Source organism: Mycobacterium sp. MMS18-G62, assembly GCF_053877835.1.
On the sequence record NZ_CM132662.1, the window covers coordinates 4485523 to 4504342 of the forward strand.

Annotated in this window: 21 protein-coding genes; 13 read left to right on the forward strand and 8 right to left on the reverse strand. The window is 67.4% G+C overall.

Annotated elements, in window-relative coordinates:
• Window positions 1–37: 37 nt before the first annotated feature.
• The 3 genes from bioB to ACWW36_RS22360 are packed head-to-tail and all read left to right on the forward strand — an operon-like array spanning window position 38 to window position 1853.
• A complete protein-coding gene (bioB, locus tag ACWW36_RS22350; RefSeq protein ID WP_456138150.1) occupies window positions 38–1033 on the forward strand; it encodes a biotin synthase BioB in 996 nt (331 codons plus the stop codon).
• Window positions 1034–1234 carry a biotin synthase auxiliary protein BsaP gene (gene bsaP / locus ACWW36_RS22355; RefSeq protein ID WP_456138151.1) on the forward strand — a complete coding sequence of 67 codons (201 nt, stop codon included), beginning with the start codon at window positions 1034–1036 and terminating at the stop codon, window positions 1232–1234. It abuts the gene before it with no gap.
• A complete protein-coding gene (locus tag ACWW36_RS22360) occupies window positions 1221–1853 on the forward strand; it encodes a DUF2567 domain-containing protein (protein ID WP_456138152.1) in 633 nt (210 codons plus the stop codon). The genes bsaP and ACWW36_RS22360 overlap by 14 nt, the downstream gene beginning before the upstream one ends.
• Here the strand turns inward: ACWW36_RS22360 and ACWW36_RS22365 are convergent.
• The gene (locus ACWW36_RS22365; RefSeq protein WP_456138153.1) at window positions 1819–3156 is read right to left on the reverse strand and encodes a lipase family protein; all 1338 of its coding nucleotides are present in this window, start codon (window positions 3154–3156) and stop codon (window positions 1819–1821) included. The genes ACWW36_RS22360 and ACWW36_RS22365 overlap by 35 nt on opposite strands.
• Window positions 3157–3199: 43 nt before the next feature.
• On the reverse strand, window positions 3200–3892 hold the full coding sequence (locus ACWW36_RS22370; protein WP_456138154.1) for an NUDIX hydrolase: 693 nt from the start codon (window positions 3890–3892) through the stop codon (window positions 3200–3202).
• Between the two features lie 33 nt (window positions 3893–3925).
• On the opposite strand from ACWW36_RS22370, the gene nadA reads away from it, so the two are divergent.
• The 3 genes from nadA to nadC are packed head-to-tail and all read left to right on the forward strand — an operon-like array spanning window position 3926 to window position 7337.
• Entirely contained in the window at window positions 3926–4945 is a 1020-nt protein-coding gene (gene nadA / locus ACWW36_RS22375; protein ID WP_456138155.1) for a quinolinate synthase NadA, read from the forward strand.
• Entirely contained in the window at window positions 4942–6480 is a 1539-nt protein-coding gene (locus tag ACWW36_RS22380; protein ID WP_456138156.1) for an L-aspartate oxidase, read from the forward strand. Before nadA ends, ACWW36_RS22380 begins: the two co-directional genes overlap by 4 nt.
• Window positions 6480–7337 carry a carboxylating nicotinate-nucleotide diphosphorylase gene (gene nadC / locus ACWW36_RS22385; RefSeq protein WP_456138157.1) on the forward strand — a complete coding sequence of 286 codons (858 nt, stop codon included), beginning with the start codon at window positions 6480–6482 and terminating at the stop codon, window positions 7335–7337. Before ACWW36_RS22380 ends, nadC begins: the two co-directional genes overlap by 1 nt.
• Before the next feature lie 53 nt (window positions 7338–7390).
• Here nadC and ACWW36_RS22390 read toward each other — a convergent pair whose 3' ends face one another.
• Window positions 7391–9706, reverse strand: a complete 2316-nt coding sequence (locus tag ACWW36_RS22390; protein WP_456138158.1) for a PE family protein — start codon at window positions 9704–9706, stop codon at window positions 7391–7393.
• Between the two features lie 346 nt (window positions 9707–10052).
• Here ACWW36_RS22390 and ACWW36_RS22395 point away from each other — a divergent pair, with 346 nt between their 5' ends.
• Window positions 10053–10442, forward strand: coding sequence for a hypothetical protein (locus tag ACWW36_RS22395; protein WP_456138159.1), 390 nt, complete (start codon window positions 10053–10055; stop codon window positions 10440–10442).
• A gap of 109 nt (window positions 10443–10551) precedes the next feature.
• On the opposite strand, the gene ACWW36_RS22400 is transcribed toward ACWW36_RS22395, so the two are convergent.
• Complete coding sequence (locus tag ACWW36_RS22400; RefSeq protein WP_456138160.1) at window positions 10552–11139, reverse strand: TetR/AcrR family transcriptional regulator; 588 nt, start codon at window positions 11137–11139, stop codon at window positions 10552–10554.
• A 64-nt stretch (window positions 11140–11203) separates the two neighbouring features.
• On the opposite strand from ACWW36_RS22400, the gene ACWW36_RS22405 reads away from it, so the two are divergent.
• A complete protein-coding gene (locus ACWW36_RS22405; protein ID WP_456138161.1) occupies window positions 11204–12232 on the forward strand; it encodes an alcohol dehydrogenase catalytic domain-containing protein in 1029 nt (342 codons plus the stop codon).
• Here the strand turns inward: ACWW36_RS22405 and ACWW36_RS22410 are convergent.
• From ACWW36_RS22410 to ACWW36_RS22425, 4 genes are read right to left on the reverse strand one after another with little or no spacing between them, the layout of a single operon-like run.
• Window positions 12229–12672 carry a lipocalin-like domain-containing protein gene (locus tag ACWW36_RS22410; protein WP_456138162.1) on the reverse strand — a complete coding sequence of 148 codons (444 nt, stop codon included), beginning with the start codon at window positions 12670–12672 and terminating at the stop codon, window positions 12229–12231. The two genes, ACWW36_RS22405 and ACWW36_RS22410, sit on opposite strands and share 4 nt — an antisense overlap.
• 42 nt (window positions 12673–12714) lie before the next feature.
• Complete coding sequence (locus ACWW36_RS22415) at window positions 12715–13353, reverse strand: LysE family transporter (RefSeq protein WP_456138163.1); 639 nt, start codon at window positions 13351–13353, stop codon at window positions 12715–12717.
• A gap of 21 nt (window positions 13354–13374) precedes the next feature.
• Window positions 13375–13785: a nitroreductase family deazaflavin-dependent oxidoreductase gene (locus ACWW36_RS22420; protein ID WP_456138164.1), complete on the reverse strand. Its 411-nt coding sequence runs from the start codon at window positions 13783–13785 to the stop codon at window positions 13375–13377.
• 10 nt (window positions 13786–13795) lie between these two features.
• Complete coding sequence (locus ACWW36_RS22425; protein WP_456138165.1) at window positions 13796–14608, reverse strand: helix-turn-helix domain-containing protein; 813 nt, start codon at window positions 14606–14608, stop codon at window positions 13796–13798.
• Window positions 14609–14690: 82 nt separating this feature from the next.
• Between ACWW36_RS22425 and ACWW36_RS22430 the strand changes: the two genes are divergently transcribed.
• The 5 genes from ACWW36_RS22430 to hisH are packed head-to-tail and all read left to right on the forward strand — an operon-like array spanning window position 14691 to window position 18818.
• Window positions 14691–15092 carry an SRPBCC family protein gene (locus ACWW36_RS22430; RefSeq protein WP_456138166.1) on the forward strand — a complete coding sequence of 134 codons (402 nt, stop codon included), beginning with the start codon at window positions 14691–14693 and terminating at the stop codon, window positions 15090–15092.
• 42 nt (window positions 15093–15134) lie between these two features.
• Complete coding sequence (gene hisD / locus ACWW36_RS22435; RefSeq protein WP_456138167.1) at window positions 15135–16463, forward strand: histidinol dehydrogenase; 1329 nt, start codon at window positions 15135–15137, stop codon at window positions 16461–16463.
• A complete protein-coding gene (locus tag ACWW36_RS22440; RefSeq protein ID WP_456138168.1) occupies window positions 16460–17599 on the forward strand; it encodes a histidinol-phosphate transaminase in 1140 nt (379 codons plus the stop codon). Before hisD ends, ACWW36_RS22440 begins: the two co-directional genes overlap by 4 nt.
• A complete protein-coding gene (gene hisB, locus ACWW36_RS22445; RefSeq protein WP_456142581.1) occupies window positions 17581–18204 on the forward strand; it encodes an imidazoleglycerol-phosphate dehydratase HisB in 624 nt (207 codons plus the stop codon). The genes ACWW36_RS22440 and hisB overlap by 19 nt, the downstream gene beginning before the upstream one ends.
• Window positions 18201–18818 (forward strand): imidazole glycerol phosphate synthase subunit HisH, encoded by a 618-nt coding sequence (gene hisH / locus ACWW36_RS22450; protein ID WP_456138169.1) that lies wholly within the window; start codon window positions 18201–18203, stop codon window positions 18816–18818. Before hisB ends, hisH begins: the two co-directional genes overlap by 4 nt.
• Window positions 18819–18820: the final 2 nt, after the last annotated feature.

The following is an 18820-nucleotide window of genomic DNA, read 5'->3' on the forward strand; positions in this document are numbered from 1 at the left end:
CCTGAACGGCGTTCAAGTTTGCAAGGAGGCTATTCGGGTGAGCGACATTCTGGCTGAGGCTCGCGAGCAGGTACTGGAGCGCGGCGAGGGCCTGAACCAGGAGCAGACCCTGCAGGTGCTGCAGCTGCCCGACGACCGGCTCGACGAGCTGCTGGCCTTGGCGCATGAGGTCCGGATGGCGTGGTGTGGACCCGATGTCGAGGTCGAGGGCATCATCAGCCTGAAGACCGGCGGCTGCCCCGAGGACTGCCACTTCTGTTCGCAGTCGGGACTCTTCGCGTCGCCCGTGCGCAGCGCCTGGCTCGACATACCGAGCCTGGTCGAAGCGGCCAAGCAGACCGCCAAGACCGGCGCGACGGAATTCTGCATCGTCGCCGCCGTTCGCGGCCCCGACGAGCGGTTGTTGGCTCAGGTGGCCGCAGGCATCGAGGCGATCCGCAACGAGGTCGACATCCAGATCGCGTGCTCGCTGGGCATGCTGACCGCCGACCAGGTCGAGCGCCTGTCCGAGATGGGCGTGCACCGGTACAACCACAACCTGGAGACCGCGCGGTCGTTTTTCACCAACGTCGTCACCACCCACTCGTGGGAAGAGCGCTGGGACACCCTGCAGATGGTCCGCGACGCGGGCATGGAGGTGTGCTGTGGCGGCATCCTCGGCATGGGCGAAACCCTCGAGCAGCGCGCGGAATTCGCTGCCAACCTCGCGGAGCTGGACCCGCACGAGGTGCCGCTGAATTTCCTCAACCCGCGACCGGGTACGCCGTTCGGGGATCTCGATGTGCTGCCGGCCTCGGAAGCGTTGAAGGCCGTCGCGGCGTTCCGCCTCGCCCTGCCGCGCACGATGCTGCGGTTCGCCGGCGGCCGGGAGATCACGCTCGGCGACCTCGGCGCCAAGAAGGGCATCCTCGGCGGCATCAACGCCGTGATCGTCGGCAACTACCTCACGACGCTGGGCCGCCCGGCCGAGGCGGATCTGGAGCTGCTCGACGATCTGCAGATGCCGATCAAGGCGCTCAACGCCAGCCTGTAAATGGCGGCCAAGTTCAACGTCTACACTGGCGAGCCCGCCGGCGGTGCAGTGCCGACTGCCGCGCAACTCGGCCTCGAGCCACCCCGGTTCTGTGCGGAGTGCGGGCGCCGGATGGTGGTGCAAGTGCGTCCCGACGGCTGGTCGGCGAAGTGCTCTCGCCACGGCGAGCTGGATTCGAAGGATCTTGATGAACGACGTTGAGCCACCCCGCGTTTCGCGGCGTCGCACGCTGCTGATCACGGTGGTCGGCTTGACGGTGGCCGGCGCGTTGGTCGGGGCGCTGTGGGCGTGGCTCGCGCCCCCGATCCACGGGGTCGTCGCGCTGACCAAGAGCGGTGAGCGCGTCAAGGCCTATCTGGGAAACGAGGGCGACCACTTCTTCATCGCGGCGTTCCTGTTCGGGGGCATGCTCTCGGTGCTGGTCATCGTCGCCGCGGTGCTGTTGTGGCAGTGGCGGGTTCATCGTGGGCCCGCGATGGTGGCCGCACTGTCGATCGGCGCGTTGACGGCGGCAGGGGCGGCGGCGGGAGTAGGGGCTGCGCTCGTGCGCTGGCGCTACGGTGCGATCGACATGGCCGCAGCGCCGGTGTCGCCCGAACACCGCGTGCACTACGTAATCGAGGCGCCTGCAGTGTTTTTCGGACATTCGCCCCTGCTGATCGCCTCGACCGTGTTGCTCCCCGCCGCGGCAGCTGCGCTCGTCTATGCGTTACTGGCAGTGTCGACTCAGCGCGACGATCTTGGCGCTTGGCCGCCCGTCGACGAGCCCGTGATCGGGTCGCCCGTCACAGCGGACGGCGTTCTACCTTCCGCCCAGTAGCGACCTTGGCGGCGATCTTCACCAGCCGCACCATGCCAACATAGGTCATCGGGTTCAGCAGCGTCGGCCACGTCGTTCGCACGATGTGCTCGTCGAGCGGCTTGCCGTTGAAGCGGTCGGTCAGCCATCGCAGGGTCATCGGCGCCGACATCGGGTGCAGCAGCATGTGCTCGCTGAACATGTCGCGGTGGTAGGTCACCGACGCGCCGCCGGATTGGTAGGTGTCGGTCAGCTCGTCGATGTCGTCGACCGAGACGATCCTGTCGTGGACAGCCTGCACGATCAGCACCGGCGGGGTCGGCACGGCAGTGCCCAGTTTGATGCTCTCGAAGACGTGCTGCACCTCGGGCAGCTGCAGGATCAGCTCGAGCGGCTGGTCGACCAGCTTGCCCATGTCCATCCCGATCAGCCGCAGAACCGCGTGGGCCGTCGTCATCTTCTCGATGCGCAGCAGCATCGCCTTGCCCTCGTCGGTGGCGTGCTCCTGGATGACGCGGTCCAGCTCGGGGTAGATGTGCGTCAGCGCAGCCACCACCATTGCGGGCAGCCCGGAGTACAGGCTGCCGTTGAGCCGGCGAAACGCGTGACCCAGGTCTGCGACCGGCGAACCGAGCACCGCCCCGACGATGTTCAGCTCGGGCGCATACGAACCGCTCATCTCGGCCGCCCAGGCGCTTGCCAGGCCGCCGCCGGAGTATCCCCACAGCCCCACCGGGGCGTCGTGCGATAACCCGAGCCGTTCGCAGGCAAGAGCCGCACGGATGCCGTCCAGGACGTGGTAACCGGGCTCGTACGGGGCGCCCCACATGCCGTTCGGACCTTCGTGGTCGGGGACCGAAACCGCCCAGCCCTCCGCCAGTGCAGCGGCGACCAGGAAAAATTCGACCTGGGCGAGCGCGCCGATGGCTTTCGCGCCTCGCCGCAGCGCGTACGAGGGGAAGCAGCGGCTAGCGACGGCGTCGATCGCGCACTGGTAGGACACCAGCGGAATGGGACCCTTACTCGCCCGTTCGGCAGGCACGATCACCGTGGTGACGGTGGCCTGGGGTAATCCGTTGAGGTCGGTGGTGCGGTAGAGCAACTGCGTGGCGGTGAACTGCTGCGGAACCACACCAAGAAACGCCAGCTCGACGTCACGCGAGCGCAGCACCGTCCCGGGGCGGGAATGCTCAAAGCCGGGTGGCGGCTCGTAAAACGGATCTTTAGCAGGAATGACGGGTCGGGCCTTGCGCTCCAGCTCTTCGTGGAGTGGCTGGCCGATCCATTCGGCGCCGGATGACCGCGCCGCGATGCCAAGGTCCATCCGGTCATTCTTACCTTAAGAAGGCGTTAAGAATCCAGCCGACTCACCCAGGAGGACGCAACGCGGCGAATTCGTCGGTGACCCGATATCGCGAATCTGTGAAGCGGTACAGGGCCGCCGGGCGGCCGCCGCTGCGCCCGGATCGCGCCGTGGTGCCGGTGCGGGTGATGACGTTTCGGCGCTCCAGCACACGCTGCAGGTTCGTTGCGTCGACCTGATACCCAAGCGCGGCGCTGTAGATGTCCCGCAGCGCCGACAGTGCGAATTCCTTTGGGGCCAAGGCGAATCCGATATTCGTGTAGGACATCTTGGCGACAAGGCGGGTGCGGGCGTGTTCGACCATCGGACCGTGGTCGAACGCCATCGGAGGCAGATCGCTCACCGGATGCCAGCGGGTATCGGGCGGCAGCTCGGGGGTCGCGGGGGAGGGCACCAACCCCAGGAAGGTCGACGCAATGGTGCGTGCGCCCGGCACCCGGTTCGGGTCGGAAAACACAGCGAGCTGCTCCAGGTGAGCAAGTTCACGCAGGTCGACTTTCTCGGCCAGTTGGCGTCGAACTGAGCTGGTCATGTCCTCGTCGTCGCCGAGGCGACCGCCCGGCAGCGACCATTTGCCACGCTGCGGCTCGAGTGCACGCTGCCATAACAGCACGTTAAGGCTGGGTTTCCGGGAATCGACGCCGCGAACCTGGAACACGACAGCGAGCACCTCATGTGCGGTGCTAATATGGGGCATGTTTTCGATTATAAGTCGAAAACCTCCGATCGGATGGGAGATGCGCCCGTGACGGTTCTGGACCTTAGTCCCGCATATGACGGTGTCGTCGGCGACGAGGAGTGGGCGGCCGAGGTTCGCCGCCTTGCCAAGCTGCGCGGCGCGACGCTGCTCGCGCATAACTACCAGCTGCCGGCCATCCAGGACGTCGCCGACCACGTCGGTGACTCGCTGGCGCTGTCGCGCATCGCCGCCGAAGCATCCGAGGACACGATCGTCTTCTGCGGTGTCCACTTCATGGCCGAGACCGCGAAGATCCTCAGCCCCGACAAGACGGTGCTGATTCCCGACCAGCGGGCCGGCTGCTCGCTGGCCGATTCGATCACCGCCGACGACCTGCGGGCCTGGAAGGCCGAGCATCCCGATGCCGTCGTCGTCTCCTACGTGAACACCACCGCCGCGGTGAAGGCCGAGACCGACATCTGCTGCACGTCGTCCAACGCCGTCGAAGTGGTGGCGTCCATCCCCGAGGACCGCGAGGTGTTGTTCTGCCCCGACCAGTTCCTCGGCGCTCACGTTCGCCGCATCACCGGCCGCAAGAACCTGCACGTGTGGGCAGGCGAGTGCCACGTGCACGCGGGTATCAACGGCGACGAGCTGGCCGACCAGGCCCGTTCCCACCCCGACGCCGAGCTGTACGTGCATCCCGAATGTGGTTGCGCGACTTCGGCTTTGTATCTGGCGGGTGAGGGTGCTTTCCCCGAGGATCGCGTGAAGATCCTGTCCACCGGCGGCATGCTGGACGCCGCCCGCTCGACGCACGCGCGTCAGGTGCTGGTCGCCACGGAGGTCGGCATGCTGCATCAATTGCGGCGTGCCGCACCGGATGTCGACTTCCGCGCCGTCAACGACCGGGCATCGTGCAAGTACATGAAGATGATCACCCCCGCTGCGGTGCTGCGCTGCCTGATCGAAGGCGCCGACGAGGTCGATGTCGACGCCGAAACCGCCCGGCGGGCCCGTGCCAGCGTGCAGCGGATGATCGAGATCGGTCAGCCCGGCGGCGGCGAATGATCGCGTCGTGCGGCGGTCGCGGCTACTGGCAGCAGCGCGCCGACGTCGTCGTCATCGGCACCGGTGTGGCAGGTCTGGTCGCTGCGCTCGCCGCCCATCGCCGCGGCCGGAAAGTGGTGGTGCTGAGCAAGGCTTCAGAGACCGCAACGTTCTACGCGCAGGGCGGCATCGCGGTCGTCCTGCCTCACACCGATGACTCGGTGGACGCCCACGTCGCCGACACATTGGCTGCCGGTGCGGGGCTCTGCGACCCCGACGCGGTGCGCTCGATAGTCGCCGACGGCTACCGCGCGGTCGCTGAATTGGTCGATGACGGAGCACGTTTCGACGAATCAGCGCCGGGGCAGTGGTCACTGACTCGCGAAGGCGGACATTCACGTCGCCGGATCATCCACTCCGGCGGCGATGCGACCGGCGCCGAGGTGCAGCGGGCGCTCGATCATGCGGCCGCCAGGCTCGATATCCGTCGCAACCACGTCGCCTTGGAACTGTTGCACGACGGTGCCGCGGTGACCGGTGTGCTGGTGTTGACCGCTGACGGCCTTGGCGTCGTCCATGCGCCGTCGGTGATTCTGGCCACCGGGGGACTGGGACACCTCTATGCGGCCACGACGAACCCGGAAGGGTCGACGGGCGACGGCATTGCCCTGGCGATGTGGGCCGGGCTGCCCGTCGGCGATCTGGAGTTCATCCAGTTCCATCCGACGATGCTGTACGACGGACACGCCGGTGGTCGACGGCCGTTGATCACCGAAGCCATTCGCGGCGAGGGCGCAATTCTTGTTGACGCCCAAGGGAACTCGGTGACCGCAGGCGTGCACCCGATGGGTGATCTCGCTCCGCGAGATGTCGTCGCGGCCGCGATCGACGCTCGCATGGCCGAGACCGGCGATCCGTGTGTGTACCTCGACGCGCGCAGCATCGACGGCTTCGAGCGGCGCTTCCCGACCGTGACCGCCGCATGTCACGCTGCCGGGATCGATCCGACCCGCCAACCCATCCCGGTCGTGCCTGGTGCGCATTACAGCTGCGGCGGCGTGATCACCGATGTGCATGGCCGCACCGGACTTGCAGGGTTGTTCGCTGCCGGCGAGGTGGCGCGCACCGGCATGCACGGCGCCAACCGGCTGGCGTCCAACAGCCTGCTCGAGGGCCTTGTGGTGGGCGGACGTGCCGGGAAGGCCGCCGCTGAGCATGCCGTGGACGCCGGACCCAGCCATGCCGCCGCTCCCGATCCGGTCACGCGTCGAGCCCTGCCCCGGGCCGAGCTGCAGCGGGCGATGACGCGCGACGCGTCGGTGGTGCGCGATGGGCACGGTCTGCGGCGGCTGGCGCTCGAACTCGACGCCGCGACACCGCGTGAACTGCGCTCCCGCAACGACTTCGAGGATGTCGCATTGACGACGACAGCCTGTGCCGTCGCCGCGGCCGCGTTGGCCCGCACAGAGTCTCGAGGTTGCCATCATCGCTCGGACTACCCCGGCACCGACCCATCGTTGGCGCGCAGCCTGGTGCCCGCGGCGGTGTGCTGCTGATGGAGCTGACCGCCGACGAGCTGACCGAGGCCCGCAGGGTGATCGCGCGCGCCCTGGAGGAGGATCTGCGTTACGGTCCCGATGTCACCACGCTGGCCACCGTGCCCGCCGAAGTGACGACCACTGCGTCGATGGTTGTCCGTGAACCCGGGGTGATCGCCGGCGTCGATATCGCACTCTTGGTGCTCGACGAGGTTCTTGGTCCCGACGGCTACAGGATCAAACAACGTGTGGAAGACGGCACACGGCTGGATGCCGGCGGGGTGGTGCTGATCGTCGATGGGCCGACGCAGGGCCTATTGACCGCCGAGCGGACCATGCTGAACTTGGTATGCCACCTGTCGGGTATCGCGACGGCGACGGCGGCATGGGTTGAGGCGGTGTCGGGTACGAAGGCGAAGGTTCGCGACACCCGCAAGACGCTGCCCGGCCTGCGGGCTCTGCAGAAATATGCGGTCCGCGTCGGTGGCGGCGAGAACCATCGCATGGGTCTCGGTGATGCGGCGCTGATCAAGGACAACCACGTGGCCGCGGCCGGTTCGGTGGTGGAGGCTTTGCGCGCGGTGCGTGCCGCCGCGCCGGATTTGGCGTGCGAAGTCGAGGTCGACTCACTGGAACAGCTCGACGACATCCTCGCCGAAGACGTGGAACTTGTTCTGCTGGACAACTTTCCGGTTTGGGAGACACAAATCGCGGTGCAGCGCCGCGACGCGCGTGCGCCCGAAACCAAACTCGAGTCGTCGGGCGGGCTGACCCTCGATACCGCGGCCGAGTATGCGGGTACCGGCGTCGACTATCTTTCTGTCGGCGCGCTCACCCACTCGGTTCGCGTGCTCGACATCGGCCTGGATCTCTAGAACGGGATCGAGCCCCCCACCCGGCCGGTGGGGGGCTCGATGCAGTGAGGCTGCTACCCGTTGGCGCCGTCGCTGCCGTTGGTAGTGCTGCCGGCACCGCCGGTCCCACCCGGTCCACCCGGGTGACCGCCATTGCCGCCGTTGCCACCGGTGCCCGGTGTGCCGACGCCGAAGCCGCCGTTGCCGCCGGCGCCGCCGGGGGCGTTGAAGCCGCCGTTGCCGCCGTTGCCTCCGGTGCCGCCGGTGCCCGGTCCGGTCGTGGCGGTCGCGCTGCCGCCCGATCCACCCGGACGACCGGGGTTGCCGGCGCCGCTCTGGCCGCCCGTGCCGCCGTGGCCGCCTGTCGCGGTGGTGCCGCCGGCATTACCGCCATTGCCGCCGTTACCGCCGACGCCCGTTGCTCCGGCGTTGCCGCCGTTGCCGCCAGTGCCACCGGTGCCGGTATTGGTGACGCTGATTCCGTCGGCACCGTTACCGCCGTTACCGCCGACGCCGCCCATGACGCCCGGGTTGCCGCCGTTGCCGCCGTTGCCGCCAGTCGCGGGACCGCTGGTGGAGAAGCCGGTGCCGCCGTTACCGCCGTCGCCGCCATTACCGACGCCGACCACCTGGCCGCCCTTGCCGCCGTCGCCGCCGTTGGCCGCACCGGTCACCGCGCCGGCCGAGCCGCCACTACCGCCGTCACCGGCGTTTCCGAGCCCACCGGCATCGCCGCCCGTTCCGCCGGTACCGCCGGTCGCGTTGCCGGTTCCGGTGCTGCTCGCCGCGCCACCGGCACCGCCTGCTCCGCCGCCGCCGCCATCGCCTGCGTTTTGGATGATGCCGCCGTTGCCGCCGTTCCCGCCATTGCCTGCCGTGGCGTCACCCAAGGCAGTAGCGCCTCCACCGGCGCCGCCGGCACCGCCGTTGCCGACGGTGAGCGCATTACCGCCGGTGCCGCCGTTGCCCGCGGTGGCTGAACCGCCCACGCTGGTGGCCGAGCCTCCGGTGCCGCCAGCGCCCGCGTTTCCGATGAAGCCGGAGCCGCCACCGGTCCCGCCGTTGCCGCCGGTCGCGTCGCCGGTTCCGGTGCTCGTCCCTGTTCCGCCGGCGCCACCTGCTCCGCCGCCGCCACCCGTGGCGCCGTTGAACCCGGGGATGCCGGTGGTGCCGCCGTTTCCGCCGTCGCCGCCATTCGCAGTGCCGGTGGCAGTGACGGCGCCGCCGCCTGCGCCGCCTGCGCCGCCGGCGCCGAAGCCCAGCCCGTTGCCGCCCGTGCCGCCGGTGCCGCCGTTGGCTGTGTTGGTGGCGCTACTCGCTGCGCCCCCCGCGCCGCCTGCGCCGCCGTCGCCAAGGCCACCGGCGCCGCCGCCGGTACCGCCTGCGCCGCCGCTAGCCGTACCGTCGACGCTGGTTGCGGAACCGCCCGCGCCGCCGGCGCCGGCATTACCCATGAAGAAGCCGCCGTTACCGCCGGTGCCGCCTGCGCCGCCATTCGCGGCGCCGGTACCACTCGTCGCGGTGCCGCCGGCACCGCCCGCGCCGCCGTTGCCGAAACCAAATGAGCTGCCGCCCGCGCCGCCGTTGCCGGCTTGCGCGGTGGTGTCAGCGGTGACGACGGACGCGCCAGCGCCACCAGCGCCGCCATTACCGAAGATGCCGCCGTTACCGCCGTTGCCGCCATTTCCGCCGTTGATGCCGGCCACTCCGGCGCCACCGTTGCCGCCATTGCCGATCAGAAAGCCCGCATTGCCGCCCCTTTGACCCGGCCCGCCGTTGAACCCGTTGCCAATCAGCAGCCCGGCGTCGGGGTGTTCGGCGGTGCCGTCGCTGACGAAGATTCCGACGATGGCGCCGATGAGGCTGCCCAAATCGGAGGGGCCCACCAGCGTGGCTGCGGTCGGCGTGAATGCCAGGCTGGAGGCCGAGGGATCGCTCGCCCCGAACAGTGACGGGCCGCTAGAGGTCGGCGCCGCGAACGTGCTGAACCTGGCTACGGAGCCGCCGCCACCGGTGGACGCGCCTGAGGATGTGGGAAGGATCGTTTGCGCTCCGAATAGGGACACCGAACCACCGCTGCCGCCGCTTGAACCGCCGCTCGTCGCGGCCGCCGCAACAGGAAGTCCGACGGAGCCACCGCCGCCGCTTGCTCCTGACGCGCTGCCTGCCGTCGAGCCGCCACCCGTCGAGAGCACGCTGGCGACCGCATCGAAAAGGCTGTTCGGTGTGGCCATCAACGCCACGTTCGGGGACGCGACCGATACGTGAGGAACCGGCTTGGCGACCGGGACCGCGTTTTCTTCCGTGACAACAGTTGTTCCACCCGCGACGAGAACACCGGCGGCCATCGCCGCGGTGATCATCGTTTTCTTCTGCTTGGCAATTGCCATTGCCGGACCCTTTCCCCTGGAACTTGTGTTACGAGCGAATTAACCACTTCAGGTGAGCAACATCTTGTCACCAAGACCGCGCGGAACACAGCAACTCCGAAGAAATTGAAAAACAAACTATTTCGTGTCGCCAATCGGGCGCCGGGATTGCGGACTTGCGTGCGCCGATGACCAAATGGGTCCGCCTCGCCGTTACTATCGCCCAATGCCAGACTCAAGATCGAGCGAACCATCCCAAGGCCGACTTCAGCCCGCCTCGCAAGGCAGCGGCCGTGCGCTATCCCTCATAACTTTGCTGATAGCCGTCGTCGCCGTGGGATTGGGGGGCTGGGCGTTATTTCGTTCGATGGACAATCGTTCCTCTGCGCCGTCATATAGCGATACCCAGCGTGCAGACGCCAAGGTCAAGATATGTGGCGCAATGGATGTTGTTCGCCGAGGCGTCTCGCTGAATACGAACTTGCAGCCCGAAGGCGGACCGAACGATGTCACGGGTTCGCTCGCGGTAGCCGCCAACGCTCGAGTCGCGCTCTTCAACGGCGGCGAGTATCTGTTGGCTCGGCTCGATCCGGCAACACCGACCGATTTGGCTGATGCCACTCGCAAGTTCGCCAACACCTTGATGGACATCGGCGCCGCAGCGACTGCCGGCGCCCAAAACTCTGAGCCTGCTCAAGCTGCGCGCCTGAAAGATGCGGACTCAGCGAACGGCACAATCGCAGAGTTCTGCAAATAGCCAAGTCGATTCCAGCAACGTCGACAACGCCCGGACCGCAAAGCGCAAATTAACGTCCGAGCAAATTTTGTTGTCGGCCGATCGGCTGACAATGTGCAGGCAACGGCGGCTATGCCGATCCGGTGCTTTCCGATCCACGGAGCAGCGTGCGCGAAGCGCCTCTTGCGGCATTGAGTGCAGCGGCATCACCAGAGATGCGGGAGAGAATCAGCGCGCCCTCGATCAGGGCGATGACGGCCAGAGCGGTCTGGGTGGCGTCGGCGTCCTGCCAGCCGTCCGCGCGCAGCCGGTCCGCGACGGCTAGGCACCAGCCCTCGAAGGCGCGAGCCGACGCGTCGCGCACCTGGGGGCTGGCATTCACCGACTCGGTGGCGATCGGTTCGATGGGGCAGCCGTCGCGCTGGTCAGAGGCGAGGCCCGCCGTCAGTAGCTCGATCCACCCGTCGACGATGTCGGCGACCGGCGCTCCGCTGTCGAGGAACGTGCGCAGCCGCCGCTCGATGCCGCCGCCGACGGTGTCCACAACGGCAGCGGCAAGTTCCTGTTTGCCGTTGGGGAAGTGGTGGTACAGCGAGCCTGCTTTGACGTCGGCCGCATCCAGGATCTGGTTCACCCCGGTCGCGGCATAGCCCTGTCTGCGGAACAGCAGGGCCGCAGTGTCGACCAGTGCGGCGCGACTCCGATCAGGGCGGGGCATGCCTTGACTTTACTTGAATGGTCACTCAAGAATACTTGAAAGGTCGCTAAAGAAAGGTCCAGTTATGCAGCAGCTGATGTTCGAGGCGGCCGGTGACTATGCCTGGCGCGAGGCGCCCGACCCGGTAATCACCAGTCCGGAGCAGGCGATCGTCCGGCCGCTCGCGGTCGCATGTTGCGACCTGGACGTGGCGGTAGCCGAAGGACGCCTGCCGATGCCGCCGGGGCATTCCGTGGGACACGAGGGTGTCGCCGAGGTCGTGGCCGTCGGCGAGGCAGTCCGCGATGTGCGGGTGGGCGATCGGGTGGTCGTTCCATTTCAGATCAGCTGTGGAGCCTGTCCGGCGTGTCGCCGTGGAGTCACGGGGTCATGCGCGTCGTTGCCGTTGATGGCGATGTATGGCATGGCGCCGTTGGCCGGGCTGGACGGCGGCGGTTTCATGGCGGACCTGGTGTTGGTGCCGTATGCGGATGCGATGCTGGTGCCCGTCCCTGCCGGCGTCGACCCGATCGCGGTCGCGTCGTTGTCGGACAACATTCCCGACGGCTGGCGCGGTGTCGGTCCGTACCGCGACGATTTGGCCGCGCTCGAGCCGTCCGACCGCCGCGTGTTAGTCGTCGGCAGGCTCTCGATCGGCTTGTATGCGGCGGCATTCGCGGCCGCGTATGGCGCGCAGGTGGATTACGTCGATACCGACCCGCAGCGACTGACCGCGGCCGAAAAGCTCGGCGCCACAGTGCACGACCGGCGAGTGCCCGACAAGTCCTGGGATTCGTACCCGCTCACCGTGCATACCTCGGCCGACCCCGAATTGCTGTCGGCGGCATTGCGCGCGACGTGGCCGGACGGTGTGTGCACCGACACCGGGATCTACTACCAGGGCAAGGTCGAGATGCCGCTTCTTTCGATGTATACACGCGGCGTGCACTTCGTGACGGGGCGCGTCAACGCGCGTGCCGTCATACCCGACATCATCGAATTGCTTTCTGCTGGTTGCGATCTGATGCCCGCGGTGGATCGCGTCGTGCCGTGGCAGGATGCTCCGACGGCGTGGCCGGCGATGACTGGCAAGACGGTCTTCATTCGCAGTTAGCGGCGGACCGACGGCACCCGTCTCCAGATGATCCGGACCTTGTCCCAGGCGGTATCGGCGTCGAGCACCAACTCGTCGCCATCGAACCGGTAGTGGCGAACCTGGTCAGTCCCAGCGAGATTCGGAAACCATCCGGCCTCGATGTGATGCGTCACCGCGGCATCCCTGGCATCGATGGTGAAGGTGCCGAAGTAGCCGAAGTAGCCGGGCCACGCGGCGATCATCTCGTCGGGCGTGGCTTTGCGCCAGTCATCGCTGTCGAACCGGCGCTGCCCTGCCCGAACAAGCTGAGCGCAGACACGGCCGGTCGCGTCGTAAACCAGTTGGCCGACGGCGTTTTCGCCGAGCGGATACTGCGCCGACCCGCCATCGGAGAACGATTGCCAGCTCACCAGCGACCACGCACCGAGGAGCTTCTCGCGAATTTCTTCAGGCGTCATAACCAGTAGACGTACCGCGTCGCGTAAACGTGAGACGGCGGCCTACGCGGTTGCGGCGCCGCGGCGCACCAGCGACAGCACGACGGCCGCGGCGGCGAACAGCCCCGAAAACACCCTGTTCATCACCGTTTGCTTGCGCGGGGTGTGCAGCCACCGCAGCAGCCGCGCCGACAAGCCGGTGTAGAGGCCCATCACGACGAGGTCGACGGCAACCATCGTGACGCCGATCGCCAGGTATTGCGGCAGCAGCGGCGCCGTCGGCACCACGAACTGCGGAAGTACCGCGAGGAAGAACACCAGGCCCTTCGGGTTCGTGGCGTTGACGAGAAAACCTCGCACCACCAACGAGACCCGGCCGCCGTCCACCGCCTTGCCGATCTGCTCGCGCAGGTCGACGGTCGCAGTGCGCCATTGCCGCACAGCGAGATAGACGAGGTACGCGACGCCGATCCACTTGATGATGTTGAACACCAGGATCGAGTTCGCGACGGCCGCGCCCAGCCCGACCGCGACCAGCGCCAACTGCAGCATCAAGCCGATCTCAAGCCCGAGAATGCTCCAGTAGCCGCGGCGGACACCGCAAGTCAGGCCGGTCGCCATCGACTGGATGGCGCCCGCGCCCGGCGACACGCTGATCGCGATCGCCGCACCGAAGAACGTCAGCCAGACCTGCCACGCCATGGAGTCAGTTTGTCAGCGCGGTCAAGCGATATCGGCGACGAAGGTGGCGACCCTCTTGGCCTGCATCCGCGCCATCGACGGCAGCCCCGTTGGATCTCCGCCCGCCGGCACGATGCGGGGATTGACCAGGTGCACGTCTTTCCGGATGAAGTGCAGGTCGGCCTCCCCGGCCGCTAGCACGTTCTTGACCCAGTCTGTTTTCCCGTGCCCCAGCGCAATCGCGATCACATTGCCTTTGCGGTACGCGGTGACGATGGTCTCGTACTGCTTGCCGGACTTTCGGCCGCGATGTTTGATCGTCGCCATCCCCGGCAGAAAACGCGCGATCGGCTTGATCATCGGGTTGAAGTACTTGACCTGAAACTTCTCCACCGCCGGCGGGAAGATCATGGGCACGCCTGGCGCGTTGTTCGGGTGATCTTTGGCCTTCATGGGCATGAATCTAGTCCGTCGGCCGCTCACGCAATGCCCGCTGGACTGCCGTCGGTGTCCAGCCGACCTGTGCACGCATGACACGAGTGAAATGCGCCTGGTCCGAGAATCCGAGGGACGCAGCAATGTCGGCAAGGTTCGACTCGTCCCTTTCCAGCGCGTCGAATGCCCGGCCTACCCGAAACCTGTTGCGGTACTTGGTCAATGACACCCCCAGATGTAGCGGGAAGGCCCTGCTCAACCGATACGGGGATGCGCCGACGAACTCCGCGAGCGGAAACAGTCCCCGAGCGGCCGGATGCCCATCGTGGATCGCGGCCCGCGCTCGCTCCACCAGTCGCGCGTCGAACGGCCCGGGTGCATCTCGGGCCGGCATGCGCCGGTTCGCCCGCAAAGCCGCCGCCAGCAGCCGCAGCAGTTCCTCCGCGAGCCGGTAGTCGACGTCCGTCGAGCCGACCGCCAACATCCGTCGATGTGCCAGCTCGGTGCGCGCATCGACATAGAACGTCTCCGAGAAGACGGAATCGGGCTCGCCCGCCAACTGTCCCCACGCCGACGAGGTCAATTGCACGGACGTGCAGACGTCGCCGCCATGAGGATGCGCGAACTGCTCTTCTTCACCGGCTGTGGCCAGATAACCGACGGTCTGGTCGAGGTCCGTCCAGCCATCGGACCCCCGGCGCCGGAACCGGCCGGCCCGCACTAGGACAAGCCGTGCCTGGATCGGTCGCTCGATCGGCGAGCAACCAACGTCTGGTGGCCGACACCGCCAAGTCCTCACGGCGAACTCCGGACTGGCCGCCAGCGTCACCGTCGAAAGCACAACCCGACGCTAGCCACGGCCACCGACAGATCCCCGCAAGAATCTTCAAGACCTCGCTGCGGACGGCGGCGAGGCTGTGGGTATGGCATCCATTCGCACAGAATTCGAGATCGAGGCCGACGCTGAGCGGGTATGGAAGGTCGTCGGCGATTGGGAGAACGGCCCGGTCGGCATGGCCCGCGGACACGTACTGTCATCCCTCGCGCAGGGCGTGACCCGCGTCGTGACGTTCGCAGACGGCCTGATCGCCCGCGAGCGCCTGGTCACACTCGATGACGCGGCCAGAAGGATCGTCTACTCCGTGATCGGGGACACGCTGCGGCCCGAGCACGACAACGCCGTCATGCAGATCATCGCCGAAGGCCCCGGACGCTGCAGGTTTGTCTGGTCGCGCGATCTGCTCCCTGACGAGCTGGCCCAGCCGCTGCATCAGGGCATGGACAAGGCTGCCGCAATCATCAAGCGGACTTTCGAAGATCGGTAATCAATTTTTGTTCGATCGCGCCGATCAGGGACAATCGGCTAGATGGCCGCTTTCCAGATGTCCCGAATCGACCTGCGTGGCACGTCGCTGTCTGCCGCCCAGTTGCGCGCCGCGCTGCCGCGGGGCGGGGTCGACGTGGACTCGGTGGTGCCCACGGTCCGCCCAATCGTCGACGCGGTCGCCGAACGGGGTGTGCAAGCAGCCCTCGAGTACGGCGAATCGTTCGACGGGGTCCGCCCAGCCACGGTCCGAGTGCCCGCGGGCGAACTGGACGCCGCACTCGAAGCCCTGCCGTCCGACGTGCGCGCCGCGCTCGAGGTCGCCATCGAGCGGGCCCGCGCGGTGCACGCCGATCAGCGGCGCACCGATACCACGACGACGCTGGCGCCGGGCGCGACGGTCACCGAACGCTGGGTGCCGGTCGAGCGGGTCGGCCTCTACGTGCCGGGCGGCAACGCCGTCTACCCGTCAAGCGTGGTGATGAACGTCGTGCCCGCGCAGACCGCGGGCGTGGACTCGCTGGTGATCGCCAGCCCGCCGCAGGCTGCATTCGGCGGACTGCCGCACCCGACGATCCTCGCCGCGGCCCGACTGCTCGGTGTCGGCGAGGTGTGGGCAGTGGGCGGTGCGCAGTCCATCGCGCTGCTGGCATATGGCGGCACCGACACCGACGGCTCCGAATTGGCCCCGGTCGACATGATCACCGGCCCCGGCAACATCTACGTCACCGCCGCCAAGCGGATCTGCCGTTCGCAGGTCGGTATCGACGCCGAGGCCGGTCCCACCGAGATCGCAATCCTCGCCGACCACACCGCGGATCCGGCGCACGTGGCCGCCGATCTGATCAGCCAAGCCGAACACGATGAGATGGCCGCGAGCGTGCTCGTCACCGTCGACGAGCGGCTCGCCGACCTCACCGATCGCGAAGTCGGCAACCAGCTCGAGACAACGGTGCACCGAGAGCGCGTGACGGCCGCGCTGACGGGTAAGCAGTCCGCGATCGTGCTCGTCGACGACCTCGACACCGGTGTCCGCGTCGTGAATGCCTACGCCGCAGAGCATCTCGAGATCCAGACCGCCGACGCTGCAGACGTGGCGTCCCGCATCCGTTCTGCCGGCGCGATATTCGTGGGCCCGTACGCCCCGGTGAGCCTCGGCGACTACTGCGCGGGCTCCAACCACGTACTGCCTACGGCCGGCTGTGCCCGCCATTCCAGTGGGCTTTCCGTTCAGACGTTCCTCAAGGGGATCCATGTCGTCGAATACGACGAGGCCGCCTTGAAAGACGTCTCGGGTTACGTCATCACGCTGTCGCAGGCCGAGAATCTGCCCGCCCACGGCGAAGCGGTGCGGCGGAGGTTCGAGCGGTGACAATCGGCAAGAACGTGACGTTGGCCGATCTGCCGCTGCGGGACGACCTGCGCGGCAAATCGCCGTACGGCGCACCGCAACTGCAGGTTCCGGTGCGGCTGAACACCAACGAGAACCCGCATCCACCCACGAAGGCCCTCGTCGACGATGTGACGGCCTCGGTCCACGCGGTAGCAGGCGACCTGCACCGCTATCCCGATCGCGACGCGGTGGCCTTGCGCACCGACCTGGCCGCGTACCTGAGCGCGCAGACGGGGACACCGTTGTCGGTTGAAAACCTCTGGGCCGCAAACGGTTCCAATGAGATCCTGCAGCAGCTGTTGCAGGCGTTCGGCGGCCCCGGCCGCAGCGCCATCGGCTTTGTGCCGTCGTATTCGATGCACCCCATCATCTCCGACGGCACGCAAACAGCATGGTTGGTGGCCAACCGGGCCGACGACTTCAGCCTCGATGCCGACGTCGCGGTGCAGGCCATCAAGGAGCACACCCCCGACATCGTGTTCGTCGCCAGCCCCAACAACCCGTCGGGGCAAAGTGTTTCGCTCGACGAATTGCGCCGCCTGCTCGACGCCCTGTCGTCCCAGGACAATGGCATCTTGATTCTCGACGAGGCCTACGGCGAGTTCTCGTCACAGCCCAGCGCGGTCAAGCTGATCGACGAGTATCCGACCAAGCTCGTCGTCACCCGCACCATGAGCAAAGCGTTCGCGTTCGCGGGCGGCCGGCTGGGCTACCTCATCGCCGCGCCCGCCGTCGTCGACGCGATGCTGCTGGTGCGGTTGCCGTATCACCTGTCGAGCGTCACGCAGGCTGCCGCGAGCGCTGCGTTGCGGCACGCCGACGACACGCTCGGCAGCGTCGCGAAGCTGATCGCCGAGCGCGAACGTGTCACAGAAGCGTTGACCGGCATGGGTTTTAGAGTGATCCCCAGCGATGCCAACTTCGTGTTGTTCGGTGAATTCGCCGACGCGCCCGCGACCTGGCAGCGCTACCTCGACGCCGGCATCTTGATCCGCGATGTCGGCATCCCCGGATATCTGCGTGCCACCACTGGCCTGGCCGAGGAGAACGACGCGCTGCTGGCCGCCAGCGCTCGCCTGGCCGCCACCGAACTCGTATCAGTAGGAGCACCGTGAGCCGCACCGCGAAGATCGAACGCAAGACCAAGGAATCCGACATCGTCGTCGAGCTCGACCTCGACGGCACCGGGGTCGTCGACGTCGACACCGGCGTGCCGTTCTACGACCACATGCTCACCTCGTTGGGCAGCCACGCCAGCTTCGACCTGAGCATCAAAGCGGCGGGCGATGTCGATATCGAGGGTCACCACACCATCGAGGACACCGCGATCGTGTTGGGGCAGGCCTTGGGTCAGGCGCTCGGCGACAAGAAGGGCATCCGCCGCTTCGGCGACGCGTGGATTCCGATGGACGAGACGCTGGCCCACGCCGCCGTCGACGTTTCCGGCAGGCCGTACTGTGTGCACACCGGCGAGCCGGAACACCTGCTGCACACCACGATCGCCGGCTCCGAGGTGCCGTACCACACGGTCGTCAACCGGCACGTCTTCGAAACCATCGCGATGAACGCCCGCATCGCGCTGCACGTGCGGACGATCTACGGCCGCGACCCGCACCACATCACCGAGGCGCAGTACAAGGCCGTCGCCCGCGCGCTGCGCCAGGCCGTCGAATACGACCCGCGAGTTACGGGCGTGCCGTCCACCAAAGGCACGCTGTGACAGCGAAAGTCGTCGTCCTCGACTACGGGTCGGGAAACCTGCGCTCGGCGCAGCGGGCGCTGCAGCGCGTGGGCGCCGACGTCGAGGTGACCGCCGACGTCGATGCCGCGATGAACGCCGACGGGCTGGTCGTCCCCGGCGTCGGCGCGTTCGAGGCGTGCATGACCGGGCTGCGGAAAATCAACGGCGACAAGATCATCGCGGATCGCGTTGCCGCGGGCAGGCCCGTTCTCGGTGTGTGTGTCGGGATGCAGATCCTGTTCGCCCGCGGTGTGGAGTTCGGCCAGGAGACGACGGGTTGCGGCCAATGGCCAGGTGCCGTGGTCCGGTTGGATGCCCCGGTGATCCCGCACATGGGGTGGAATGTCGTCGACGCACCGGAGGGCACCCGCCTGTTCAGGGGAATCGATCCCGACACACGGTTCTACTTCGTGCACTCCTATGCCGCCCAGCAGTGGGAGGGCAATCCCGACGCGCTGCTGACCTGGGCGACGCATCATGTGCCGTTCCTGGCCGCGGTCGAGGATGGGCCCCTGTCCGCGACCCAGTTTCACCCAGAGAAGAGCGGCGACGCGGGCGCCGCGCTTTTGGGCAATTGGGTCAGGGACCTTTAGGT

Excerpts from the sequence above, each read along its gene's own strand:
- ACWW36_RS22410 (WP_456138162.1), bottom strand. The coding sequence starts at position 12,672 with ATGACGCCTGAAGAAATTCGCGAGAAGCTCCTCGGTGCGTGGTCGCTG.
- ACWW36_RS22415 (WP_456138163.1), bottom strand. The coding sequence starts at position 13,353 with ATGGCGTGGCAGGTCTGGCTGACGTTCTTCGGTGCGGCGATCGCGATC.
- ACWW36_RS22420 (WP_456138164.1), bottom strand. The coding sequence starts at position 13,785 with ATGAAGGCCAAAGATCACCCGAACAACGCGCCAGGCGTGCCCATGATC.
- nadC (WP_456138157.1), top strand. The coding sequence starts at position 6,480 with ATGGAGCTGACCGCCGACGAGCTGACCGAGGCCCGCAGGGTGATCGCG.
- ACWW36_RS22395 (WP_456138159.1), top strand. The coding sequence starts at position 10,053 with ATGGACAATCGTTCCTCTGCGCCGTCATATAGCGATACCCAGCGTGCA.
- ACWW36_RS22390 (WP_456138158.1), bottom strand. The coding sequence starts at position 9,706 with ATGGCAATTGCCAAGCAGAAGAAAACGATGATCACCGCGGCGATGGCC.
- hisD (WP_456138167.1), top strand. The coding sequence starts at position 15,135 with ATGGCCGCTTTCCAGATGTCCCGAATCGACCTGCGTGGCACGTCGCTG.
- ACWW36_RS22400 (WP_456138160.1), bottom strand. The coding sequence starts at position 11,139 with ATGCCCCGCCCTGATCGGAGTCGCGCCGCACTGGTCGACACTGCGGCC.
- ACWW36_RS22430 (WP_456138166.1), top strand. The coding sequence starts at position 14,691 with ATGGCATCCATTCGCACAGAATTCGAGATCGAGGCCGACGCTGAGCGG.
- nadA (WP_456138155.1), top strand. The coding sequence starts at position 3,926 with ATGGGAGATGCGCCCGTGACGGTTCTGGACCTTAGTCCCGCATATGAC.
- ACWW36_RS22360 (WP_456138152.1), top strand. The coding sequence starts at position 1,221 with ATGAACGACGTTGAGCCACCCCGCGTTTCGCGGCGTCGCACGCTGCTG.
- ACWW36_RS22405 (WP_456138161.1), top strand. The coding sequence starts at position 11,204 with ATGCAGCAGCTGATGTTCGAGGCGGCCGGTGACTATGCCTGGCGCGAG.
- ACWW36_RS22380 (WP_456138156.1), top strand. The coding sequence starts at position 4,942 with ATGATCGCGTCGTGCGGCGGTCGCGGCTACTGGCAGCAGCGCGCCGAC.
- ACWW36_RS22370 (WP_456138154.1), bottom strand. The coding sequence starts at position 3,892 with ATGCCCCATATTAGCACCGCACATGAGGTGCTCGCTGTCGTGTTCCAG.
- ACWW36_RS22365 (WP_456138153.1), bottom strand. The coding sequence starts at position 3,156 with ATGGACCTTGGCATCGCGGCGCGGTCATCCGGCGCCGAATGGATCGGC.
- bsaP (WP_456138151.1), top strand. The coding sequence starts at position 1,034 with ATGGCGGCCAAGTTCAACGTCTACACTGGCGAGCCCGCCGGCGGTGCA.